This window comes from Catenulispora sp. EB89 (assembly GCF_041261445.1).
Taxonomy (GTDB): domain Bacteria; phylum Actinomycetota; class Actinomycetes; order Streptomycetales; family Catenulisporaceae; genus Catenulispora.
This window is the reverse complement of the sequence record NZ_JBGCCU010000027.1, coordinates 53992-70178: the sequence shown is the minus strand read 5'-3', so window position 1 is coordinate 70178 and position 16187 is coordinate 53992. Positions and strand designations below refer to the sequence as shown.

The 16187-nt window shown below is 69.7% G+C and carries 17 protein-coding genes; 2 read left to right on the top strand and 15 right to left on the bottom strand.

The window, feature by feature from the left end:
* Nucleotides 1-34: 34 nt before the first annotated feature.
* The 6 genes from tatC to ABH920_RS39895 all read right to left on the bottom strand — a co-directional run bounded on the left by tatC (nt 35) and on the right by ABH920_RS39895 (nt 4316).
* Nucleotides 35-1000 carry a twin-arginine translocase subunit TatC gene (gene tatC, locus ABH920_RS39920; protein ID WP_370354506.1) on the bottom strand — a complete coding sequence of 322 codons (966 nt, stop codon included), beginning with the start codon at nt 998-1000 and terminating at the stop codon, nt 35-37.
* Nucleotides 1001-1015: 15 nt separating this feature from the next.
* Entirely contained in the window at nt 1016-1240 is a 225-nt protein-coding gene (locus ABH920_RS39915) for a translocase (protein WP_370354505.1), read from the bottom strand.
* A gap of 75 nt (nt 1241-1315) precedes the next feature.
* Entirely contained in the window at nt 1316-1525 is a 210-nt protein-coding gene (locus tag ABH920_RS39910) for a hypothetical protein (RefSeq protein WP_370354504.1), read from the bottom strand.
* A gap of 9 nt (nt 1526-1534) precedes the next feature.
* Nucleotides 1535-2236 carry a hypothetical protein gene (locus ABH920_RS39905; RefSeq protein ID WP_370354503.1) on the bottom strand — a complete coding sequence of 234 codons (702 nt, stop codon included), beginning with the start codon at nt 2234-2236 and terminating at the stop codon, nt 1535-1537.
* Nucleotides 2233-3204: a helix-turn-helix transcriptional regulator gene (locus tag ABH920_RS39900; RefSeq protein ID WP_370354502.1), complete on the bottom strand. Its 972-nt coding sequence runs from the start codon at nt 3202-3204 to the stop codon at nt 2233-2235. The genes ABH920_RS39905 and ABH920_RS39900 overlap by 4 nt, the downstream gene beginning before the upstream one ends.
* Nucleotides 3201-4316 (bottom strand): helix-turn-helix transcriptional regulator, encoded by a 1116-nt coding sequence (locus tag ABH920_RS39895; RefSeq protein WP_370354501.1) that lies wholly within the window; start codon nt 4314-4316, stop codon nt 3201-3203. The genes ABH920_RS39900 and ABH920_RS39895 overlap by 4 nt, the downstream gene beginning before the upstream one ends.
* A 201-nt stretch (nt 4317-4517) precedes the next feature.
* On the opposite strand from ABH920_RS39895, the gene ABH920_RS39890 reads away from it, so the two are divergent.
* The gene (locus ABH920_RS39890) at nt 4518-5567 is read left to right on the top strand and encodes a DUF3866 family protein (protein ID WP_370354500.1); all 1050 of its coding nucleotides are present in this window, start codon (nt 4518-4520) and stop codon (nt 5565-5567) included.
* A gap of 73 nt (nt 5568-5640) precedes the next feature.
* On the top strand, nt 5641-6240 hold the full coding sequence (locus tag ABH920_RS39885; protein ID WP_370354499.1) for an anti-sigma factor domain-containing protein: 600 nt from the start codon (nt 5641-5643) through the stop codon (nt 6238-6240).
* 47 nt (nt 6241-6287) lie between these two features.
* On the opposite strand, the gene ABH920_RS39880 is transcribed toward ABH920_RS39885, so the two are convergent.
* From ABH920_RS39880 to arc, 9 genes are all read right to left on the bottom strand, one after another.
* On the bottom strand, nt 6288-6917 hold the full coding sequence (locus ABH920_RS39880; protein WP_194915876.1) for a LysE family transporter: 630 nt from the start codon (nt 6915-6917) through the stop codon (nt 6288-6290).
* 163 nt (nt 6918-7080) lie between these two features.
* A complete protein-coding gene (locus ABH920_RS39875) occupies nt 7081-7455 on the bottom strand; it encodes an FKBP-type peptidyl-prolyl cis-trans isomerase (protein ID WP_370354498.1) in 375 nt (124 codons plus the stop codon).
* Between the two features lie 78 nt (nt 7456-7533).
* Nucleotides 7534-8550 carry an FKBP-type peptidyl-prolyl cis-trans isomerase gene (locus ABH920_RS39870; protein ID WP_370354497.1) on the bottom strand — a complete coding sequence of 339 codons (1017 nt, stop codon included), beginning with the start codon at nt 8548-8550 and terminating at the stop codon, nt 7534-7536.
* A gap of 260 nt (nt 8551-8810) precedes the next feature.
* The gene (pafA, locus tag ABH920_RS39865; protein WP_370354496.1) at nt 8811-10172 is read right to left on the bottom strand and encodes a Pup--protein ligase; all 1362 of its coding nucleotides are present in this window, start codon (nt 10170-10172) and stop codon (nt 8811-8813) included.
* A gap of 72 nt (nt 10173-10244) precedes the next feature.
* A complete protein-coding gene (gene prcA / locus ABH920_RS39860; RefSeq protein WP_370354495.1) occupies nt 10245-11105 on the bottom strand; it encodes a proteasome subunit alpha in 861 nt (286 codons plus the stop codon).
* Between the two features lie 67 nt (nt 11106-11172).
* Nucleotides 11173-12039 (bottom strand): proteasome subunit beta, encoded by an 867-nt coding sequence (gene prcB / locus ABH920_RS39855; RefSeq protein ID WP_370354494.1) that lies wholly within the window; start codon nt 12037-12039, stop codon nt 11173-11175.
* A gap of 75 nt (nt 12040-12114) precedes the next feature.
* Nucleotides 12115-12324, bottom strand: coding sequence for a ubiquitin-like protein Pup (locus ABH920_RS39850; protein WP_370354493.1), 210 nt, complete (start codon nt 12322-12324; stop codon nt 12115-12117).
* Between the two features lie 172 nt (nt 12325-12496).
* Nucleotides 12497-14008 (bottom strand): depupylase/deamidase Dop, encoded by a 1512-nt coding sequence (gene dop, locus ABH920_RS39845; protein ID WP_370354492.1) that lies wholly within the window; start codon nt 14006-14008, stop codon nt 12497-12499.
* 208 nt (nt 14009-14216) lie between these two features.
* The gene (arc, locus tag ABH920_RS39840) at nt 14217-16001 is read right to left on the bottom strand and encodes a proteasome ATPase (RefSeq protein ID WP_370354491.1); all 1785 of its coding nucleotides are present in this window, start codon (nt 15999-16001) and stop codon (nt 14217-14219) included.
* Nucleotides 16002-16187 lie beyond the last annotated feature (186 nt).

Genomic DNA, 16187 nt, shown 5'->3' with positions numbered 1-16187 from the left:
ATCCCGGGCGTGCGCCGGGTGGCGGCCGCCGGGCCTACGTCAGGTCGTCGTAGTCGTCGTCGAAGCTGCGCCGGACCTGCTCGACCGGCCGCGCCTGGTCCACCGGGACCGGGCTCAGGTCGAGGTCGGAGGCCTCGTCCGGGGACAGGTTCGCGTTGATGTTGCGCGCGGCGCGGCGCTTGTCGTTCATGATCGCGATGCCGATGGCCGAGTAGTACAGCAGGCACATCGGGACGGCCAGGGCCGTCATGCCCAGCGGCTCGCCGGTCGGGACCGCGGCGGCGGCGAAGATGAAGATGCCGAAGGTCACGTAACGCCAGGACTTCTTCAGGCGCTCGGAGGACAGCACGCCGGTCAGGTTCAGGGCCACGACGATCAGCGGCACCTCCATGGAAGCGCCGAAGACCAGCACCATCCGCAGGAAGAAGCCGATGTAGTCGGTCAGCGGGATCGCGTTGGGCGACTCGGACGGGGTGAACCCGAGCAGCACGCTCATGACGTGCGGGACGAGCACGTAGCACAGCGCTGCGCCGCCGGCGAACAGCGGCACCGCGACGGCCACGAAGCCCAGGCTGTACTTCTTCTCGTTCTTGTGCAGGCCAGGCGCGATGAACGCCCACAGCTGGTACAGCCAGACCGGGCTGGCCAGGATCATGCCGACCATCAGCGAGACCTTGAAGTCGACCGCGATGCCGGAAGTGGTGCCCGAGGAGGTCAGCACGCCGCTCTTACAGGTGCTCGTCACGTTGTAGGCGACGCCCTTGACGTTCGTGTCGCAGACCGCGCGGGTCAGGGCGTGGATGACCTGCTTGTGGACGAGCCAGCCGGCGACCGCGCCCAGCGCGATGCCCACGGAGGAGCGGAACAGCCGGGTGCGCAGCTCGCGGATGTGCTCGCCGAGCGGCATCCGGCCTTCGGGGTCCTTGGGGACCTTCACGGACTTCGGCGGCTTGCTCTTGCCCTTGGGCCGGGTCCCGTTGGCGCTGGCCTGCGTGGTCATGGTCTCGGAGGTCCTTCAGTTCTGGGCGTTGTCGGCGCGCTTGGCACCGCCGTCGACGATCGAGCCGGGGATCACCTTGGCTTCGGGCAGCTCCACGTCATCCGCCGCGGCCTGCATCTCCGACTTCATGATCTGCGCCGACTTGCGGATGTTGCGCACCGAATCGGGCAGCCGCTTGCGCCCGAACAGCGCCCAGGCCGCCACCACGATCAGACCGATCTCGATCAGCCTCATGAACACGGGCCGACCCCCTTCAGTGCGACACGCCCCGGGCAGAAGGGCGTCACGGATATGAACACGGCCACGATGCGAAGACTAATCGTGCTGGGCCCGTGCACGCATCGCCTTGACGCCTTCCATTTCCTGAACACCGCGCAATGTCTCGCTCGCGTCGTTCAGGACCGCGGAGGTCTTCTTCAGCTCCCGGATCAGACCCTTGGCCGCGGCGAACACCCGCCAGCCGAACGCGGCGGTGATCACCAGGACGACGACGGCGGTGATCGTGATCAGCAGGACCCAGTACATGTGAGGAAACTATAGGGCCTGGCCGGGCCCGCGACGCAGGGCGAGGGTGGCCACACCGGCGGATTTCAGGATCTCGGCCAGCTCCGGCCCGGCCGGCCGGCGCACCCGCGCACCGCAGGCGGGGCAGGTGAACAGGTAGCGGTTGGCGTCGGCGCCGTCGCCGGTCTCGACGAAGCGGACGTCGGCGACGGCGACGTACTGCGGTCCGCAGTCCGGACAGCGGACCCGGAAGTCGGCGGCCGGGGCGGGGGCCGGCGCGGCGGGGCGCTCGGGTCCGCTACGCAGGGCGACGGACTCGATACCGATGGCGGCCATCGCGTCGGAGAGGTCGGCCAGGCCGCCGGTCAGGGCTCGGAGACGGACGCGGGGGTCGGTTTCGGGAGCGGGGGCCGGAGCTGGCGGGGCTGCCGGTTCAGGCTTTGGCTCGGCGGCGGGTTCGGCGGCGGCAAAGTCACCGAGCGCGCTGGCAGCCGGGGCGGCGGGCATGCGCTCCGGCGCGCTCGCAGCGGAAACCTCGGCGAGTCCGGCGGGCACACTCGCGGCGGGAGGCTGCTCGGCGGCGCTCGCGGCGAACCAGTCCGACTCGCCGGCCGCGTCCTCGTCCGTCCTGCGCAGGTGCCCGAACGCCTCAGCGACCGGAGTCGGCGCACGGTCGGCCGTCTCCGGCCGGGCCCCGCCGAACCAGTCGTGCGGCTCCCCCGCTCCGCTCACGCCGCGTCCTCGGCGTCTCCGTACAGGGCCAGCGCCTCGGCGGCGGTCTTGCGGACCTGGTCGGCCAGGGCCGGGGGGTCGACGATGCGGCCGTCGGCGCCGAGGCGGAGCACCAGGCGCAGGATGCGGCCCTGGTCGGGGGCTCGCAGGGCGATGCGCAGGCCGCCTTCGGGCAGTTCCTCGACGCCTTCGTTCGGGTAGTTCTCCGCCACCCAGCGGGCGTAGCGGGTGACCTCCAGGGTCACCAGCGGGTCGTCCGCGGCCGGGCGGAGGACGCCGTCGTCCAAGTCCTGGGGCTCGGCGGACTCCGGGATCTCGGCGGCGACGTCCAGGACGTCGATGGCCACTATGCGGGACAGGCGGAAGACGCGGACCGCCTCGCTGCGGCGGCACCAGCCCTCCAGGTAGGCGTGGCCGTCGGAGAGGATCACGCGCATCGGGTCCACGTCGCGCTCGGTGACCTGGTCGCGCGAGGGGACGAAGTACTCCAGCCGCAGGCGGCGTCCGGAGTCCAGGGCCTGGCGGATGCGGTCCAGGACGGTGGCGCGCGCCTCGAAGGCGACCGTCACCCGCTGCGAGGCCTCCGCGCCGCGCTCGCCGGCGGCCTCCTCCAGCTTGGCGATGGCGCGCAGCAGGGCGTCGCGGTCGGCGACGCCGGGGAGCTGCGCCAGCGCGCGCAGGGCGACCAGCAGGGCCACCGCCTCGCGCACCGAGAAGCGCAGCGGCCGGACGATGGCCTCGGCGTTCTCCAGGTGGATGGTGCCGCCCTCGCCGATGTGCGCTTCCATCAGGTCGTCCGGCAGGCCGCCGGGCAGCCCGCACATCCACAGCGTCTCCAGGTCCTTGCGGAGCTGCTTCTCGGAGACGTTGAACTCGCCGGCCACCTCGGTCAGCTTCGCGCCCTCGTGCTCCAGCAGGTAGGGCACCAGGTTCAACAGCCGGCGGACCTGGGCCGCGGCGCCGCTCATCGGGTGGCTCCCGTCATCTCGCCGGTGTCGGAGCGGTCGGCGCCGGCCTGCGCACCGATTTTGGAATGGGTACTGGTCTTGGAACGGGTACCGATCCGGGCTCCGGGGTGCGTCATCTCGTCGCTGGCGGCCAGCGCGTTGCCCTCGACGGCGGCGCGCAGCCGGTTGATCACCGCGGCGCGCAGCTCCGGGGGTTCCAGGACCTGCACGTCGGGGCCGAACTCGGCGAGCCAGCCGGCCATGCCGGTGTTGCGCGGCACGGTCAGCACGTCCCAGCCGGTCGGCTCGCCGTCCAGCAGCTCCTGCTCGCACTCGGTCGCGCGGCGGCGGAGCAGGAAGCCGGTCTCGGCCCGCAGCCGCAGCCGGGCGGTGCCGACGTTGCGGTTCTGCTTCCAGGCGAAGTCGGCGACCTTGGCGTGCACGTCCATGTCGTCGGGCACCGGCTCGGTCAGGTGCCCGGCCATCAGCACCGGCTCGCCGACGATCCGGTCCAGCCGGAACATGCGGTCGGCGCCGCGGTCGCGGTCGTAGCCGGCCAGGTACCAGTGCCCGCGCCAGGAGTCGATGGCCCACGGCTCGACCCTGCGCAGCGCCGGGTCCACCTCGCCGGACTTGCGGTAGCGGAAGGACACCGGGCGCCGGTCGCAGATGGCCTGCAGCAGCGGTTCGAAGGCGCCGGTCTCGGTGCGCACCCGCGGCTCGATGCCGGACTGGCTGATGTCGCCGACCTCGATGCCCGCGCTCTTGAGCTTGAGCAGCGCCGAGGAGGCGTCCGAGGCCAGGACCGCCTGCTGCCAGAAGCGCGCGGCCACGCCGAGCACCGCCGCCTCGTCCCGCTCCAGGCGGATCTCGGGCAGGTTGTAGGAGTCCTTGGGGATGCGGTAGCCGATCTCGTCCTCGAACAGCGCGCTGTTGGTGCCGGTCTCCAGCGGGATGCCCATCTCGCGGAGCTCGTCCTTGTCCCGCTCGAACATACGCTCGAAAGCGTCGTCCGTGGGGCACTCCCGATACGGCTCCAGGGTGGCGCGCAGGCGCTCCTTGGTCACGTACTGCTTGGACGCGAGCAGGCAGATGACCAGGTTCACCAACCGCTCGGTCTTCGTGGCGGGCATCGACGCTCTCCTACAACAACTCGGCTACGCGTGAACGGTAGCGCTAATCGGTGGGACGGCGCAGCGTCGCACACATTGACGAACACAAACGAGTGAACCAGCGACGCGAAGCGTCCCCACAACGGGCGGTGGTGGGCGACGGGTGGGCGGGTGACGACGGGTCGGCTAACAGAGGGTCACCGGACAGGTAGCGTGGGGCGGGTGATCCGGTGGCGACGTGGGGTGGTGGCAGTAGTGGGCCGCGCCTGGCACGGTTCTCTAGAGGTAGATGTAACGGCTGCAGACGGGCAGATGTTCCGCGCGCTCGCTTATCCAGCGCTTGTCGGACGGCCTGAGGTCGGCGACGACGTACTGCTGTCGGTCACGGCGCTGGAGCTGGGGTTGGGAACCGGCGGCTATGCGCTGGTCGTGGCGATCCCGGCACGGCTCCCTGAGGACGCCCCTCTACAGGGACACATGGTGAAGGCGCGCTATACGCCGTTGCAGACCGTTGCGGACGGCGCTGAGGAGCGCTACCCAGAGCTAGCGACGGCGTCTTCTCTGGAGGGGATGCCGGTAGTAGTAGCGGATCTGCACTCGGCTCTTCCTGCGGTACTCGCAGGGATCCGCGCTGAACGCCCCTCTGCGCGCGTCGCCTATGTGATGACTGACGGAGGGGCGCTCCCCCTGTGGTTCTCACGAAGTGTCGACGCACTGCGTTCGGCAGGGTGGCTCGCGGCGGGGACCGTCACGGTCGGGCAGGCGTTCGGCGGGGATCTGGAGTGCGTGACGGTGCACAGCGGCCTCCTCGCGGCGCGCCACGTGTTAAAGGCAGACGTCGCGATCGTCACGCAGGGACCTGGGAACCTCGGAACCGGAACGGAGTGGGGGTTCTCAGGGATCGCGTGTGGCGAGGCCATCAATGCCGCGGCGGTACTCGACGGCCGCCCGATCGCCGCACTGCGGGTGTCCTCAGGGGATAAGCGCGACCGGCACCAAGGGCTGAGCCACCACAGTCTCACCGCGTATGGAAAGGTCGCGTTGGCACGCGCAGAGGTAGCGCTCCCGGACCTGGACGACCCCTTCTGGAGCAGCGTCGCTTCGCAGACTGCGGAGTTGGAGCAGAGGCATGCGGTGATTCGCGTACCGGTCGACGGACTGGATGCGGCCCTGCGTTCCTGTCCGGTAAAGCTGAGCACCATGGGCCGTGGCTTGGACGAGGACTACGCGGCATTCCTCGCCTCGGCGTGCGCAGGCCGACTGGCGGTCTAGCCACCTGCACCGCGCTGTCAGCACTATGGGATGCTGCACTCCTGAATGGCGAGACCCGGGAGGGACGTTGTCCGTGGAAGAGAGCGTCGGAGAAGGCAGGATCGACGACGATCAGGCCGAAGAAGGCGTCGGGGAAGTCAGTATCAGCATCGGGGAAGCCGGCGGCGCGGGCCACGAGGAACACAGCGTGACGCCGGTCGAGCGCAAGCTCCGGGCGGTCCCGGTCCTCATCCTGAGCTGCGTCGTGTTCGGCCTGGCGGCCGCGGCGTTCGCCTGGACGACGCTGCGCGTGCACGACCGCCAGATGTCGGCGGAGGCGAACGAGAAGGCGGTCGCGTTCCTGCTGGGGACGCCGGGCCTGCAGACCTCCGAGCAGGCGGCGGCCGGCGGCGGCTCGGTGACCGCGTTCTACTCCCCCAAGCTCCACCGGTTCGCCATCACCGGCCACGACCTGCCCGCGCTCAAGACGGGACGGACCTACGAGTTCTGGTACCGCACCGGCGCCGGCCAGCCGCCGCTGGAGGCGGGCACCTCGCGCTTCGACGCACCGCAGAACGACATCGTCGTGGTGTCGATCCCGGCGCCCGCCGCCTCGCTGGTGGTGTCGGTCGAGCCCTCGGGCGGCGCGCACACGCTGTCGGGGACGCCGATCGCCGAGCTGACGCTGGGGTAGTGCGGGGCCGCGCGGGTGCTGCCGGCCGCTGACGCGGCCCGGTGCCGCTACTCGGCGATCAGCAGGTCGCCGGCCAGCACCGCGAAGAGCGTCCCGGTCACCGCGTCCACGACCCGGCGCGCCCTGGCATACGCCGCCGCGATGCGCTTGGCGGAGAACAGGCAGGCCACGAGCACGTACCAGGCCACGCCGATCGCCGGGATCGCGACGCCGATCGCGGTGCGGTACTCCCAGTCCACGTGCGGCGGGAGCAGCGCGGCGAAGACGCTGGAGAAGAAGACGGCGGCCTTCGGGTTGCCGATGTTGCACAGGAAGCCGGCCCGGAAGGCGGACACGGCGCCCCGGGGACGGATGCCGGCGGCGCCGGCGGCCGGGCCGTGCACGCGGCGGCGCGCAGCCGAGCGCAGGAGCTGGAAGGCCAGCCACAGCAGGTAGGCGGCGCCGGCCACGCGGACCGCCTCGAACACCGGCTGGAAGCGGACCAGGAGCACGGTCAGGCCGACCAGGCTGGTGGTGGCCCAGACCGCCATCGCGGCGGCGACGCCGAGGCCGACGAAGACCGCGTCGCGGCGGGAGCGCGCCACCGAGGCGTGGGAGACGGCGAGGAAGTCGGGGCCGGGGATCAGCAGGGCCAGGGTCCAGACGGTCAGCAACGCGGCGAAGGACGCGACAGGCATACCGACGATGCTGCCACGCCGGGAGCGCCGCGGGGCAGGTCGGAGGGCTGGTCCCGGGCCACTCGCCGCGGATTGGCCTGGTGGGGCGCACCGCCGCCGGACACGCCGCCGGACACGCCGATGGCCGTCCCGGAGCCCGGGACGGCCATCGAGAACGGCTGGCTCAGCTCACGCCGAGCAGGTCGACCACGAAGATCAGCGTCTCGCCCGGCTTGATCGCGCCGCCCGCGCCGCGGTCGCCGTAGCCCAGGTGCGGCGGGATGACGAGCTTGCGCCGGCCGCCGACCTTCATGCCGGCCACGCCGCGGTCCCAGCCGGCGATGACCCGGCCGCCGCCGAGCGGGAACTCGAAGGCCGAGCCGCGGTTCCAGGAGGCGTCGAACTCTTCTCCGGTGGAGTAGGCGACGCCGACGTAGTGCACCTTCACCTGCTGGCCGGCCTTGGCTTCCTCGCCGGCCCCGACGGTGATGTCCTCGATGACCAGGTCCGCGGGGACCGGGAAGTCGGGGAAGTCGATCTCAGGCTTTTCAAGACTCATGGGCTTGCTGTTCCCAATCCTGCTCGGGGGTGGACTTCTCGTTACGCTATCAGGGCGTCTTCGGCGGTCACCGCCGCGTCACCGGGCGTCCAGGATGTCCACGACGAACACCATCGTGTCCGTGCCCTGGATCCCGGCGCTCGGCTGGCCCTGCGCGCCGTAGCCCTTGTCCGGCGGGATCACCAGCAGGACCCGGGAGCCCACGGTCTGCCCGATCAGGCCCTCGTCCCAGCCCTGCACCACCGCGCCGACCCCGATCGGGGTGGCGAAGATCGACTTGCCCTTGCTGAACGAGGAGTCGAAGATCTGGCCGGTGCGCCAGACCAGGCCCTCGTACTGGACCACGAGGGTCTGGCCCTTCTTCACCTGCGGGCCCTTGCCGACGATGACCGGCTTGTAGACGGCGCCGGCCGGCGGCTGCTTGCCGGCCGGGATGGTCACCTTCGGGTCGGCCGTACCCACGGCGGTGCCCACGGTCGGCAGCGTCGGGTCGTTCAGCACGCCGGTGCCGGCCGGGATGTCGGCCTGCGCCGACGGGTACACGCCGACGATGTCCAGATCGAAGATGATCGTGTCGGTGCCGGTGATGGTGATCTTGCCGTCGGTGCTGCCCTTGGCGCCGAACCCGAGCGCCGGCGGCACGGTGAGCTCCACCCGGCTGCCCGCGGCCTGGCCCTTGAGCCCCTGCTCCCAGCCCGGCAGCATCTGGCCCTGGCCCTCGACGGCGGTGACCGGGTGCTGGCCCTGGTCGTAGCTGCTGCCCAGGTCCGAACCGTCGCGCCAGAGCTTGGCGGTGTACTGCAGCACCACGGCGCTGCCGTCGGTGACCTTCGCCCCGTCGCCGGGGATCTTCACCTTCACCCCGAGCTTGCCGTCCGGCTGCCCGGCCGGCACCTGGATGCTCGGGCGCACCCCGAACGCGGCGGCGGCCGGCGCACCGGACGAGGCCCCCGAAGAGGCCGTGGAGCCGGCCGAGGAACCGCTCGGCGCTGCGGGCTTGCTCGACGACGACGAGCAGCCGGCCAACAGCACCAGGCCGGCGGCGAGCCCGGCGAGGGCGGTCTGGGTCCGGCGGGTGGCCACGGGACGGCGCACGGGAAACCTCGAATCGGCACGTAGAGATGGAAATACGACGAACACATGTCCATGGGACCGCACCACAGTAGCGCGGCCCGCGCCCGACCGGAGCCGGGAGCAGGCCACGAATACGCAAAACCAGGACAGTGGGGCTGGACAGGGGGTCGCCGGCGGCGTCGCACCTCAAAGACAACCGGCACGGCCGGCACCGGCGCGCGCAACCAAGCCCGCCAGCCCCAGCCGTGCCGTCAGTGCACCTGGTCCCCGGTCACGGGGACTCACATCGACGAAATGAGCTTCTCCACCCGCTCGTCCACCGACCGGAACGGGTCCTTGCACAGGACGGTCCGCTGGGCCTGGTCGTTGAGCTTCAGGTGCACCCAGTCGACCGTGAAGTCCCGGCGCTGCTCCTGGGCCCGCTTGATGAACTCGCCGCGCAGGCGCGCGCGGGTGGTCTGCGGGGGCACCGACTTGGCCTGGAAGATCTCCAGGTCGGTGGCGGTGCGCTCGACCATGCCGCGCTTCTCCAGCAGGTAGTACAGGCCTCGGTTGCGGGAGATGTCGTGGTAGGCCAGGTCGAGCTGGGCCACGCGGGGGGCGGACATCGCCAGGTTGTTCTTGGCGCGGTAGCGCTCGATGAGCTTGTACTTGATGACCCAGTCGATCTCCTTGGAGATCAGGTCCAGGTCGCCGGTGTTCACCGCGGTGAGGGTGCGCTCCCAGAGGTCCAGGATGCGGTCGACGGCGCCGGTGCGCAGGCCTCGCTTCTCGGCGAAGTCGCGGGCCTTGGTGAAGTACTCCTCCTGTATCTCCAGGGCGCTCATCTCGCGGCCGTTGGCCAGGCGGACCTTCTTCTGGCCCGTCATGTCGTGGCTGACCTCGCGGATGGCCCGGATCGGGTTCTCCAGGGTCATGTCGCGCAGGGTGGTGCCGGCCTCGATCATCCGCAGGACCAGGTCGGTCGCCCCGACCTTGAGGAGCATCGTGGTCTCGGACATATTCGAGTCGCCGACGATCACGTGCAGGCGGCGGTATTTCTCGGCGTCGGCGTGCGGCTCGTCCCGGGTGTTGATGATCGGGCGGGAGCGGGTGGTGGCGCTGGAGACGCCCTCCCAGATGTGCTCGGCGCGCTGCGAGACGCAGTAGACCGCGCCGCGGGGGGTGGCCAGGACCTTGCCGGCGCCGCAGATCAGCTGCCGGGTGACCAGGAACGGGATCAGGACGTCGGCCAGGCGGGAGAACTCGCCGTGCCGGCCCACGAGGTAGTTCTCGTGGCAGCCGTAGGAGTTGCCGGCCGAGTCGGTGTTGTTCTTGAACAGGTAGACGTCCCCGGCGATGCCCTCCTCGTGCAGGCGCCGCTCGGCGTCGGCCAGCAGCCCCTCCAGGATCCGCTCGCCGGCCTTGTCGTGGACGATCAGCTCGCGCACGGAGTCGCACTCGGGCGTGGCGTACTCCGGGTGCGAGCCGACGTCCAGGTACAGCCGCGCGCCGTTGCGCAGGAAGACGTTGCTGGAGCGCCCCCAGGACACGACGCGGCGGAACAGGTAGCGGGCGACCTCGTCCGGGGACAGACGGCGCTGTCCGCGGAACGTGCAGGTGACCCCGTATTCGTTTTCTAGCCCGAAGATCCGCCGGTCCATGATGACCACCTTTTGCCGCGTTGGACTTTAATCTGCGTCAGCCCTTTGCGCCGTCGTTCGACTGCCGCTTTGTCAGGACTCCGAGGAGTCCTCTTCGCCGAGGATGTCGTCGACCGCGCCGAGCACGTCGCCGTCGTCGGCGGGCACGGACTTGGCGGCCGGCGGGTTCGTGGTGCCGGTCTCGCCGCTGTCGCCGGCGCCCTCGGCGCCCTTCTTGCCGCCGTCGGCGCCGTCGCCCTCGACGCCGAGCAGCCGGGACAGCGCGGGCCCGGTGATCCGCCGGAACTTGCGCACCTGGCTGCGGTTCCGGTCCAGGACCGCGACCTCGAGCTGGTTCGGGGCCAGGGTGCGCGGCTCGGTGCCGTCCCGGCCCAGGGCGTCGACCGCGGCGTTCAGGACCGTCTCCAGCGCGGCGTTCTCCTCGTAGGAGGATTCCAGCACCTGGTTCACCGCGTCCGCGGCGCCGCCGAGCACCTGGAAGCCGCGGATGTCGGTGACCTGGCCGTCGAAGGTGACCCGGTAGCCCTGGTCGTCGGCGACCTTCTCGCCGACCTCGGCGACGGCCAGCTCCACCTCGTACGGCTTGCCCGCGCCCTCGCTGAACATCGTGCCCAGGGCCTGCGCGTAGGTGTTCGCCAGGGCCCGGCCGGTGACGTCGCGGCGGTCGTAGACGTAGCCGCGCATGTCCGCGTGCCGGACGCCGGCGATGCGCAGCTGCTCGTACTCGTTGTAGCGGCCGGCCGCGGCGAAGGCGATGCGGTCGTAGATCTCGGAGATCTTGTGCAGGGCCCGCGACGGGTTCTCCCCGACGAAAAGGATGCCCTTGTCATAGAAGATGACTGCCACGGACCGGCCACGCGAGATGCCCTTACGGGCATACTCGGCCCGGTCCTTCATGATCTGTTCGGGCGAGACGTAGAACGGCGTCGTCACGACGGGTCACTCCTGACTTCGGACCGAGGTCTGCAAGACAATTGATTCGGTGTGCTGCGAACCGAAACTATCGCAGCGGGGAGCGGGGACCGTCGGGAACCGCGCGGCGGGCGTCCATGATGCCCTCGATGAGCGCGGAGAGTTCCTCGTCCGGCAGCCGCCGGTAACCGTCCTCGGTGACCACCGCGACGACCGGGTAGATCTTGCGGAACAGGTCGGGGCCGCCGGTGGCCGAGTCGTCGTCGGCGGCGTCGTAGAGCGCCTGCACGGCCGCGACCGCGGCGTCCTCGGCGCTGAAGTCCGGGCGGAACAGCTTCTTGAGCGCGCCGCGGGCGAACATCGAGCCGGAGCCGACCGAGTAGAAGTCGTGCTCCTCGTACATGCCGCCGGTGACGTCGTAGCTGAAGATCCGGCCCTCGCCGGTCTCCTCGTCGTACCCGGTGAACAGCGGGACCACGGCCAGGCCCTGCATCGCCATGGCGAGGTTGCCGCGGATCATGGTGGCCAGGCGGTTGGCCTTGCCGTCGGTGGAGAGCGTGACGCCCTCGATCTTCTCGTAGTGCTCCAGCTCCAGCTGGAACAGCCGGACCACTTCCACGGCCAGCCCGGCGCTGCCGGCGATGCCGACCGCGGAGAACTCGTCGGCCGGGAACACCTTCTCGATGTCGCGCTGGGCGATGAAGTTGCCCATGGTGGCCCGGCGGTCGCCGGCCAGCAGCACGCCGCCGGGGAACGTGATGGCCACGATGGTGGTGCCGTGCGGCGCGATGTCCTGAGCGGACATCGGGCCGGCGGCGCCGGCCGGCAGGGAGCGCCCGCCGGGCAGGAATTCGGGGGCGAAGCCCTTCAAGAACTCGCTGAAAGAGGAGATGCCCGGCGTGAGGAACGCCTGCGGCAGACCGCCCCGAGAGCCCCAGTCCGCGTTGGATTCCACTTCAGCAATCCCCTTCTATTAAGGTTCGTACGCAATCGGACCTTGATGTGGTGCGACCCTAGTAGATCGCGAACCTCACTGGCCACCCTTCTGGACGAAGCCCCGGACGAAGTCCTCGGAGTTGGCCTCCAGCACCTCGTCGATCTCGTCCAGCATCGAGTCCACGTCCTCGGAGAGCTTCTCCTGGCGCTCCTGCAGGTCGCTGCTCGCCTCGGTGGCGGTTTCCTCGACCTCTTGCTTGTCCCGGCTGGCGTGCTGCTGGCCGCCGCGTTCGTCCGCTGCCATCTCAGCCCTCTCCCACTCCTCGGCAAGGTTGCCGATCTTCCTCACTCTAGCTTCAACTTCCCCCGAACGGGGGTATTCCACTCGCGATCCCAGGAGCTCTTTAATTACAACCGGTGAAACTTGCGGGACCAGCGCCGACAGGCGCTGGTCCCAGATCGCGATACGTTCTGTCTCAGCCTTCGGTCAGTGCCCGTACCAGATCCTCCGCGGTACGGCTTCGATCGATCAACGCTTGGACGTGCTGCTTGGTTCCGCGCGTCGGTTCCAGTGTCGGCACCCTTTGCAACGATTCGCGACCGGGGACGTCGAAGATCACCGAGTCCCACGACGCGGCCGCCACCGAGTCCGCGTACTTGTCCAGGCACCGGCCCCGGAAGTAGGCCCGGGTGTCCTCCGGCGGGTGGTCCACCGCCTGCCGGATCCGCGCGTCGGTGGTGATGCGCTCGAACCGCCCGCGGGCCGCCAGGCGCTGGTACAGGCCCTTCTCCGGCCGGACGTCGGAGTACTGCAGGTCGACCAGCTCCAGCCGCGAGGAGTCCCACTCCAGGCCGTCGCGCTTGCGGTAGCCCTGCAGGATCTCGTACTTGGCGACCCAGTCCAGCTCCCGGGACAGCGACATCGGGTCCGACTCCAGCCGCGTGAGCACCGACTCCCAGCGCTCCAGCACGTCCTTGGTGACGTCGTCCACGTCGACGCCGTAGCGGTCCTCCACGAACTTGCGCGCCTGCTCGCAGTACTCCATCTGCAGCTGCACCGCGGTGAGCTTGCGGCCGCTGCGCAGCGTCACCAGCTGCCGCAGCGTCGGGTCGTGGCTGACCTGGTGCAGGGTGCGGACCGGGGAGTCCACCGACAGGTCGGTGGACATGAAGCGCTCCTCGATCATCGCCAGGACCAGCGCCGTGGTGCCCATCTTCAGGTAGATGGAGATCTCGGCCAGGTTGGCGTCGCCGATGATGACGTGCAGCCGGCGGTAGCGCTCGGGGTCGGCGTGCGGCTCGTCGCGGGTGTTGATGATGGGGCGCTTGAGCGTGGTCTCCAGGCCCACCTCGACCTCGAAGAAGTCGGCGCGCTGCGAGATCTGGAAGCCGTGCGCGCGGCCGTCCTGGCCGATGCCCACCCGGCCGGCGCCGGTGACCACCTGCCGGGAGACGAAGAACGGGGTCAGGTTGCGGACGATGTCGGCGAACGGGGTGGAGCGCTGCATGAGGTAGTTCTCATGCGAGCCGTAGGAGGCGCCCTTGTTGTCGGTGTTGTTCTTGTACAGGTTGATCGGGGCGGTGCCGGGGATCTCGGCGGCCCGGCGCGAGGCCTCGGCCATGATCCACTCCCCGGCCTTGTCCCAGATCACCGCGTCGCGCGGGTTGGTGACCTCGGGTGAGGAGTACTCGGGGTGCGCGTGGTCGACGTACAGGCGCGCGCCGTTGGTGAGGATCACGTTGGCCAGGCCCGCGTCCTCGTCGGTGAGCTGGCTGGCGTCGGCGATGTCCCGGGCCAGGTCGAACCCCCGGGCGTCACGCAGGGGGTTCTCTTCCTCGAAGTCCCAGCGCGCGCGGCGGGCCCGGTGCATGGCCGCCGCGTAGGAGTTGACGATTTGAGAAGAGATCAGCATCGCGTTGGCGCCGGGGTTCCCTGGTACGGAGATGCCGTACTCGGTCTCGGTGCCCATGATTCGCCACACGCTCATACCGGCCACCTTATTCCGCGGGGGTGACGTGTGGCAGTGCCTTGTGCACGGTTTTTGCTGGGGTGATGGGTTGCCACTCGGTGTGTGTACCCGGGGGGTGATCAATGAATCGTGGGCGGACGCCGGGTTACAGGCCCGGACAAAGCACGCGCCGCCCGCGCGCTGTCGCATTCGACAGCCCGCGGGCGGCGCACAGGCCTTGACGGGTTTACAGGTACTGGCCGGTGCTCGCGATGGTGTCGATCGAGCGGCCGGTGTCACCGCCCCGCTTGCCGGTGACCAGCGTGCGGATGAACACGATCCGCTCGCCCTTCTTGCCGGAGATGCGGGCCCAGTCGTCGGGGTTGGTGGTGTTCGGCAGGTCCTCGTTCTCCTTGAACTCGTCGACGCAGGCGCCGAGCAGGTGGGAGATGCGCAGACCCTTCTGCTTGTGGTCCAGGAAGTCCTTGATCGCGGACTTCTTCGCGCGGTCGACGATGTTCTGGATCATCGCACCGGAGTTGAAGTCGCGGAAGTACATGACCTCCTTGTCCCCGTTGGCGTAGGTGACCTCCAGGAACCGGTTCTCGTCGATCTCGCTGTACATCCGCTCGACGGTGGCCTGGATCATCGCCGTGACCGTCTCCTGCCGGTCCCCGTGGTGCTCGGCGAGGTCGTCGGCGTGCAGCGGGAGCTCGGCGGTGACGTACTTGCCGAAGATGTCCTTGGCCGCCTCGGCGTCCGGACGCTCGATCTTGATCTTGACGTCCAGCCGGCCCGGCCGCAGGATCGCCGGGTCGATCATGTCCTCGCGGTTGGAGGCGCCGATGACGATGACGTTCTCCAGGCCCTCGACGCCGTCGATCTCCGAGAGCAGCTGCGGGACGATGGTGTTCTCCACGTCCGAGCTGATGCCGCTGCCGCGGGTGCGGAACAGCGAGTCCATCTCGTCGAAGAACACGATGACCGGGGCACCCTCGCTGGCCTTCTCACGAGCCCGCTGGAAGACCAGGCGGATGTGCCGCTCGGTCTCGCCGACGTACTTGTTGAGCAGCTCAGGGCCCTTGATGTTGAGGAAGTAGCTCTTCACGTTGTCCGAGCCGGTCACTTCCGCGACCTTCTTGGCCAGCGAGTTGGCCACCGCCTTGGCGATCAGGGTCTTGCCACAGCCGGGAGGCCCGTACAGCAGCACGCCCTTGGGCGGCCGGAGCTTGTGCTCCTTGAACAGGTCAGGGTGCAGATACGGGAGCTCGACGGCGTCCCGGATCAGCTCGATCTGGCCGTCCAGGCCGCCGATCTCCAGGTAGGAGATGTCCGGGACCTCCTCCAGCACGAGGTCTTCGACCTCGGACTTGGGGATGACCTCGTACACGTAGCCGCTGCGCGGCTCCATCAGCAGGGCGTCGCCGGGGCGCAGCTTGACGCCGGGCTCCAGCAGCGGCTCGGCCAGGCGCACCACGTGCTCCTCGTCGGTCCGGCCGGTGACCAGGGCGCGGCTGCCGTCCTCCAGGATCTCCTTGAGGCTGACGATCTCCCCGACGCTCTCGAAGCCGAACGCGGCGACGACATTGAGCGCCTCGTTCAGCATCACCTCCTGGCCGGGATGCAGCGTGCCGGGCTCGATGGACGGGCTCACCGACACCCGCATCTTGCGGCCGCCGGTGAAGATGTCGGCGTTGCCCTCGCCGGCGTCCTCCAGGAACACCCCGAAGCCGCTGGGCGGCTGTGCGAGGCGGTCGATCTCCTCCTTCAACGCCACGATCTGGTCGCGCGCTTCGCGCAGCGTCGCCACCAGGCGCTCGTTCTGGCTCGTGAGCCCGGCCACAGTGGCCTGCAACTCGTTGATCCGCTCCTCCACGGCCCGGCCGCCCCTCGGGGCGTCCGCGGCGTCGCGGAGCCTGCGCCGCAGGACGGCGATCTCCTGCTCCAGGTACGTGACCTGGGCAGAGAGGTCATCCGACCCGCGCGCCGAGCGGCCGGCGCCCTCGCGGATGTCGTCGTCGTGTGCTGGCACGGTCCTCACCTCCCGCCGGAAGCTGCGATGCTCAAGAACTTCCTTGCTGCTGTCCTGCCTAGCGGAAGCGTTCTTGAAACCGCTGAATGTTGTGCAGTTGCCGCCACCGGGTCCGGACACGGCACACCCCGCGTATCCGGAACTCGGGTGCTCTTCGTAGGAACAACAAGGCCTGTCGTCATCACG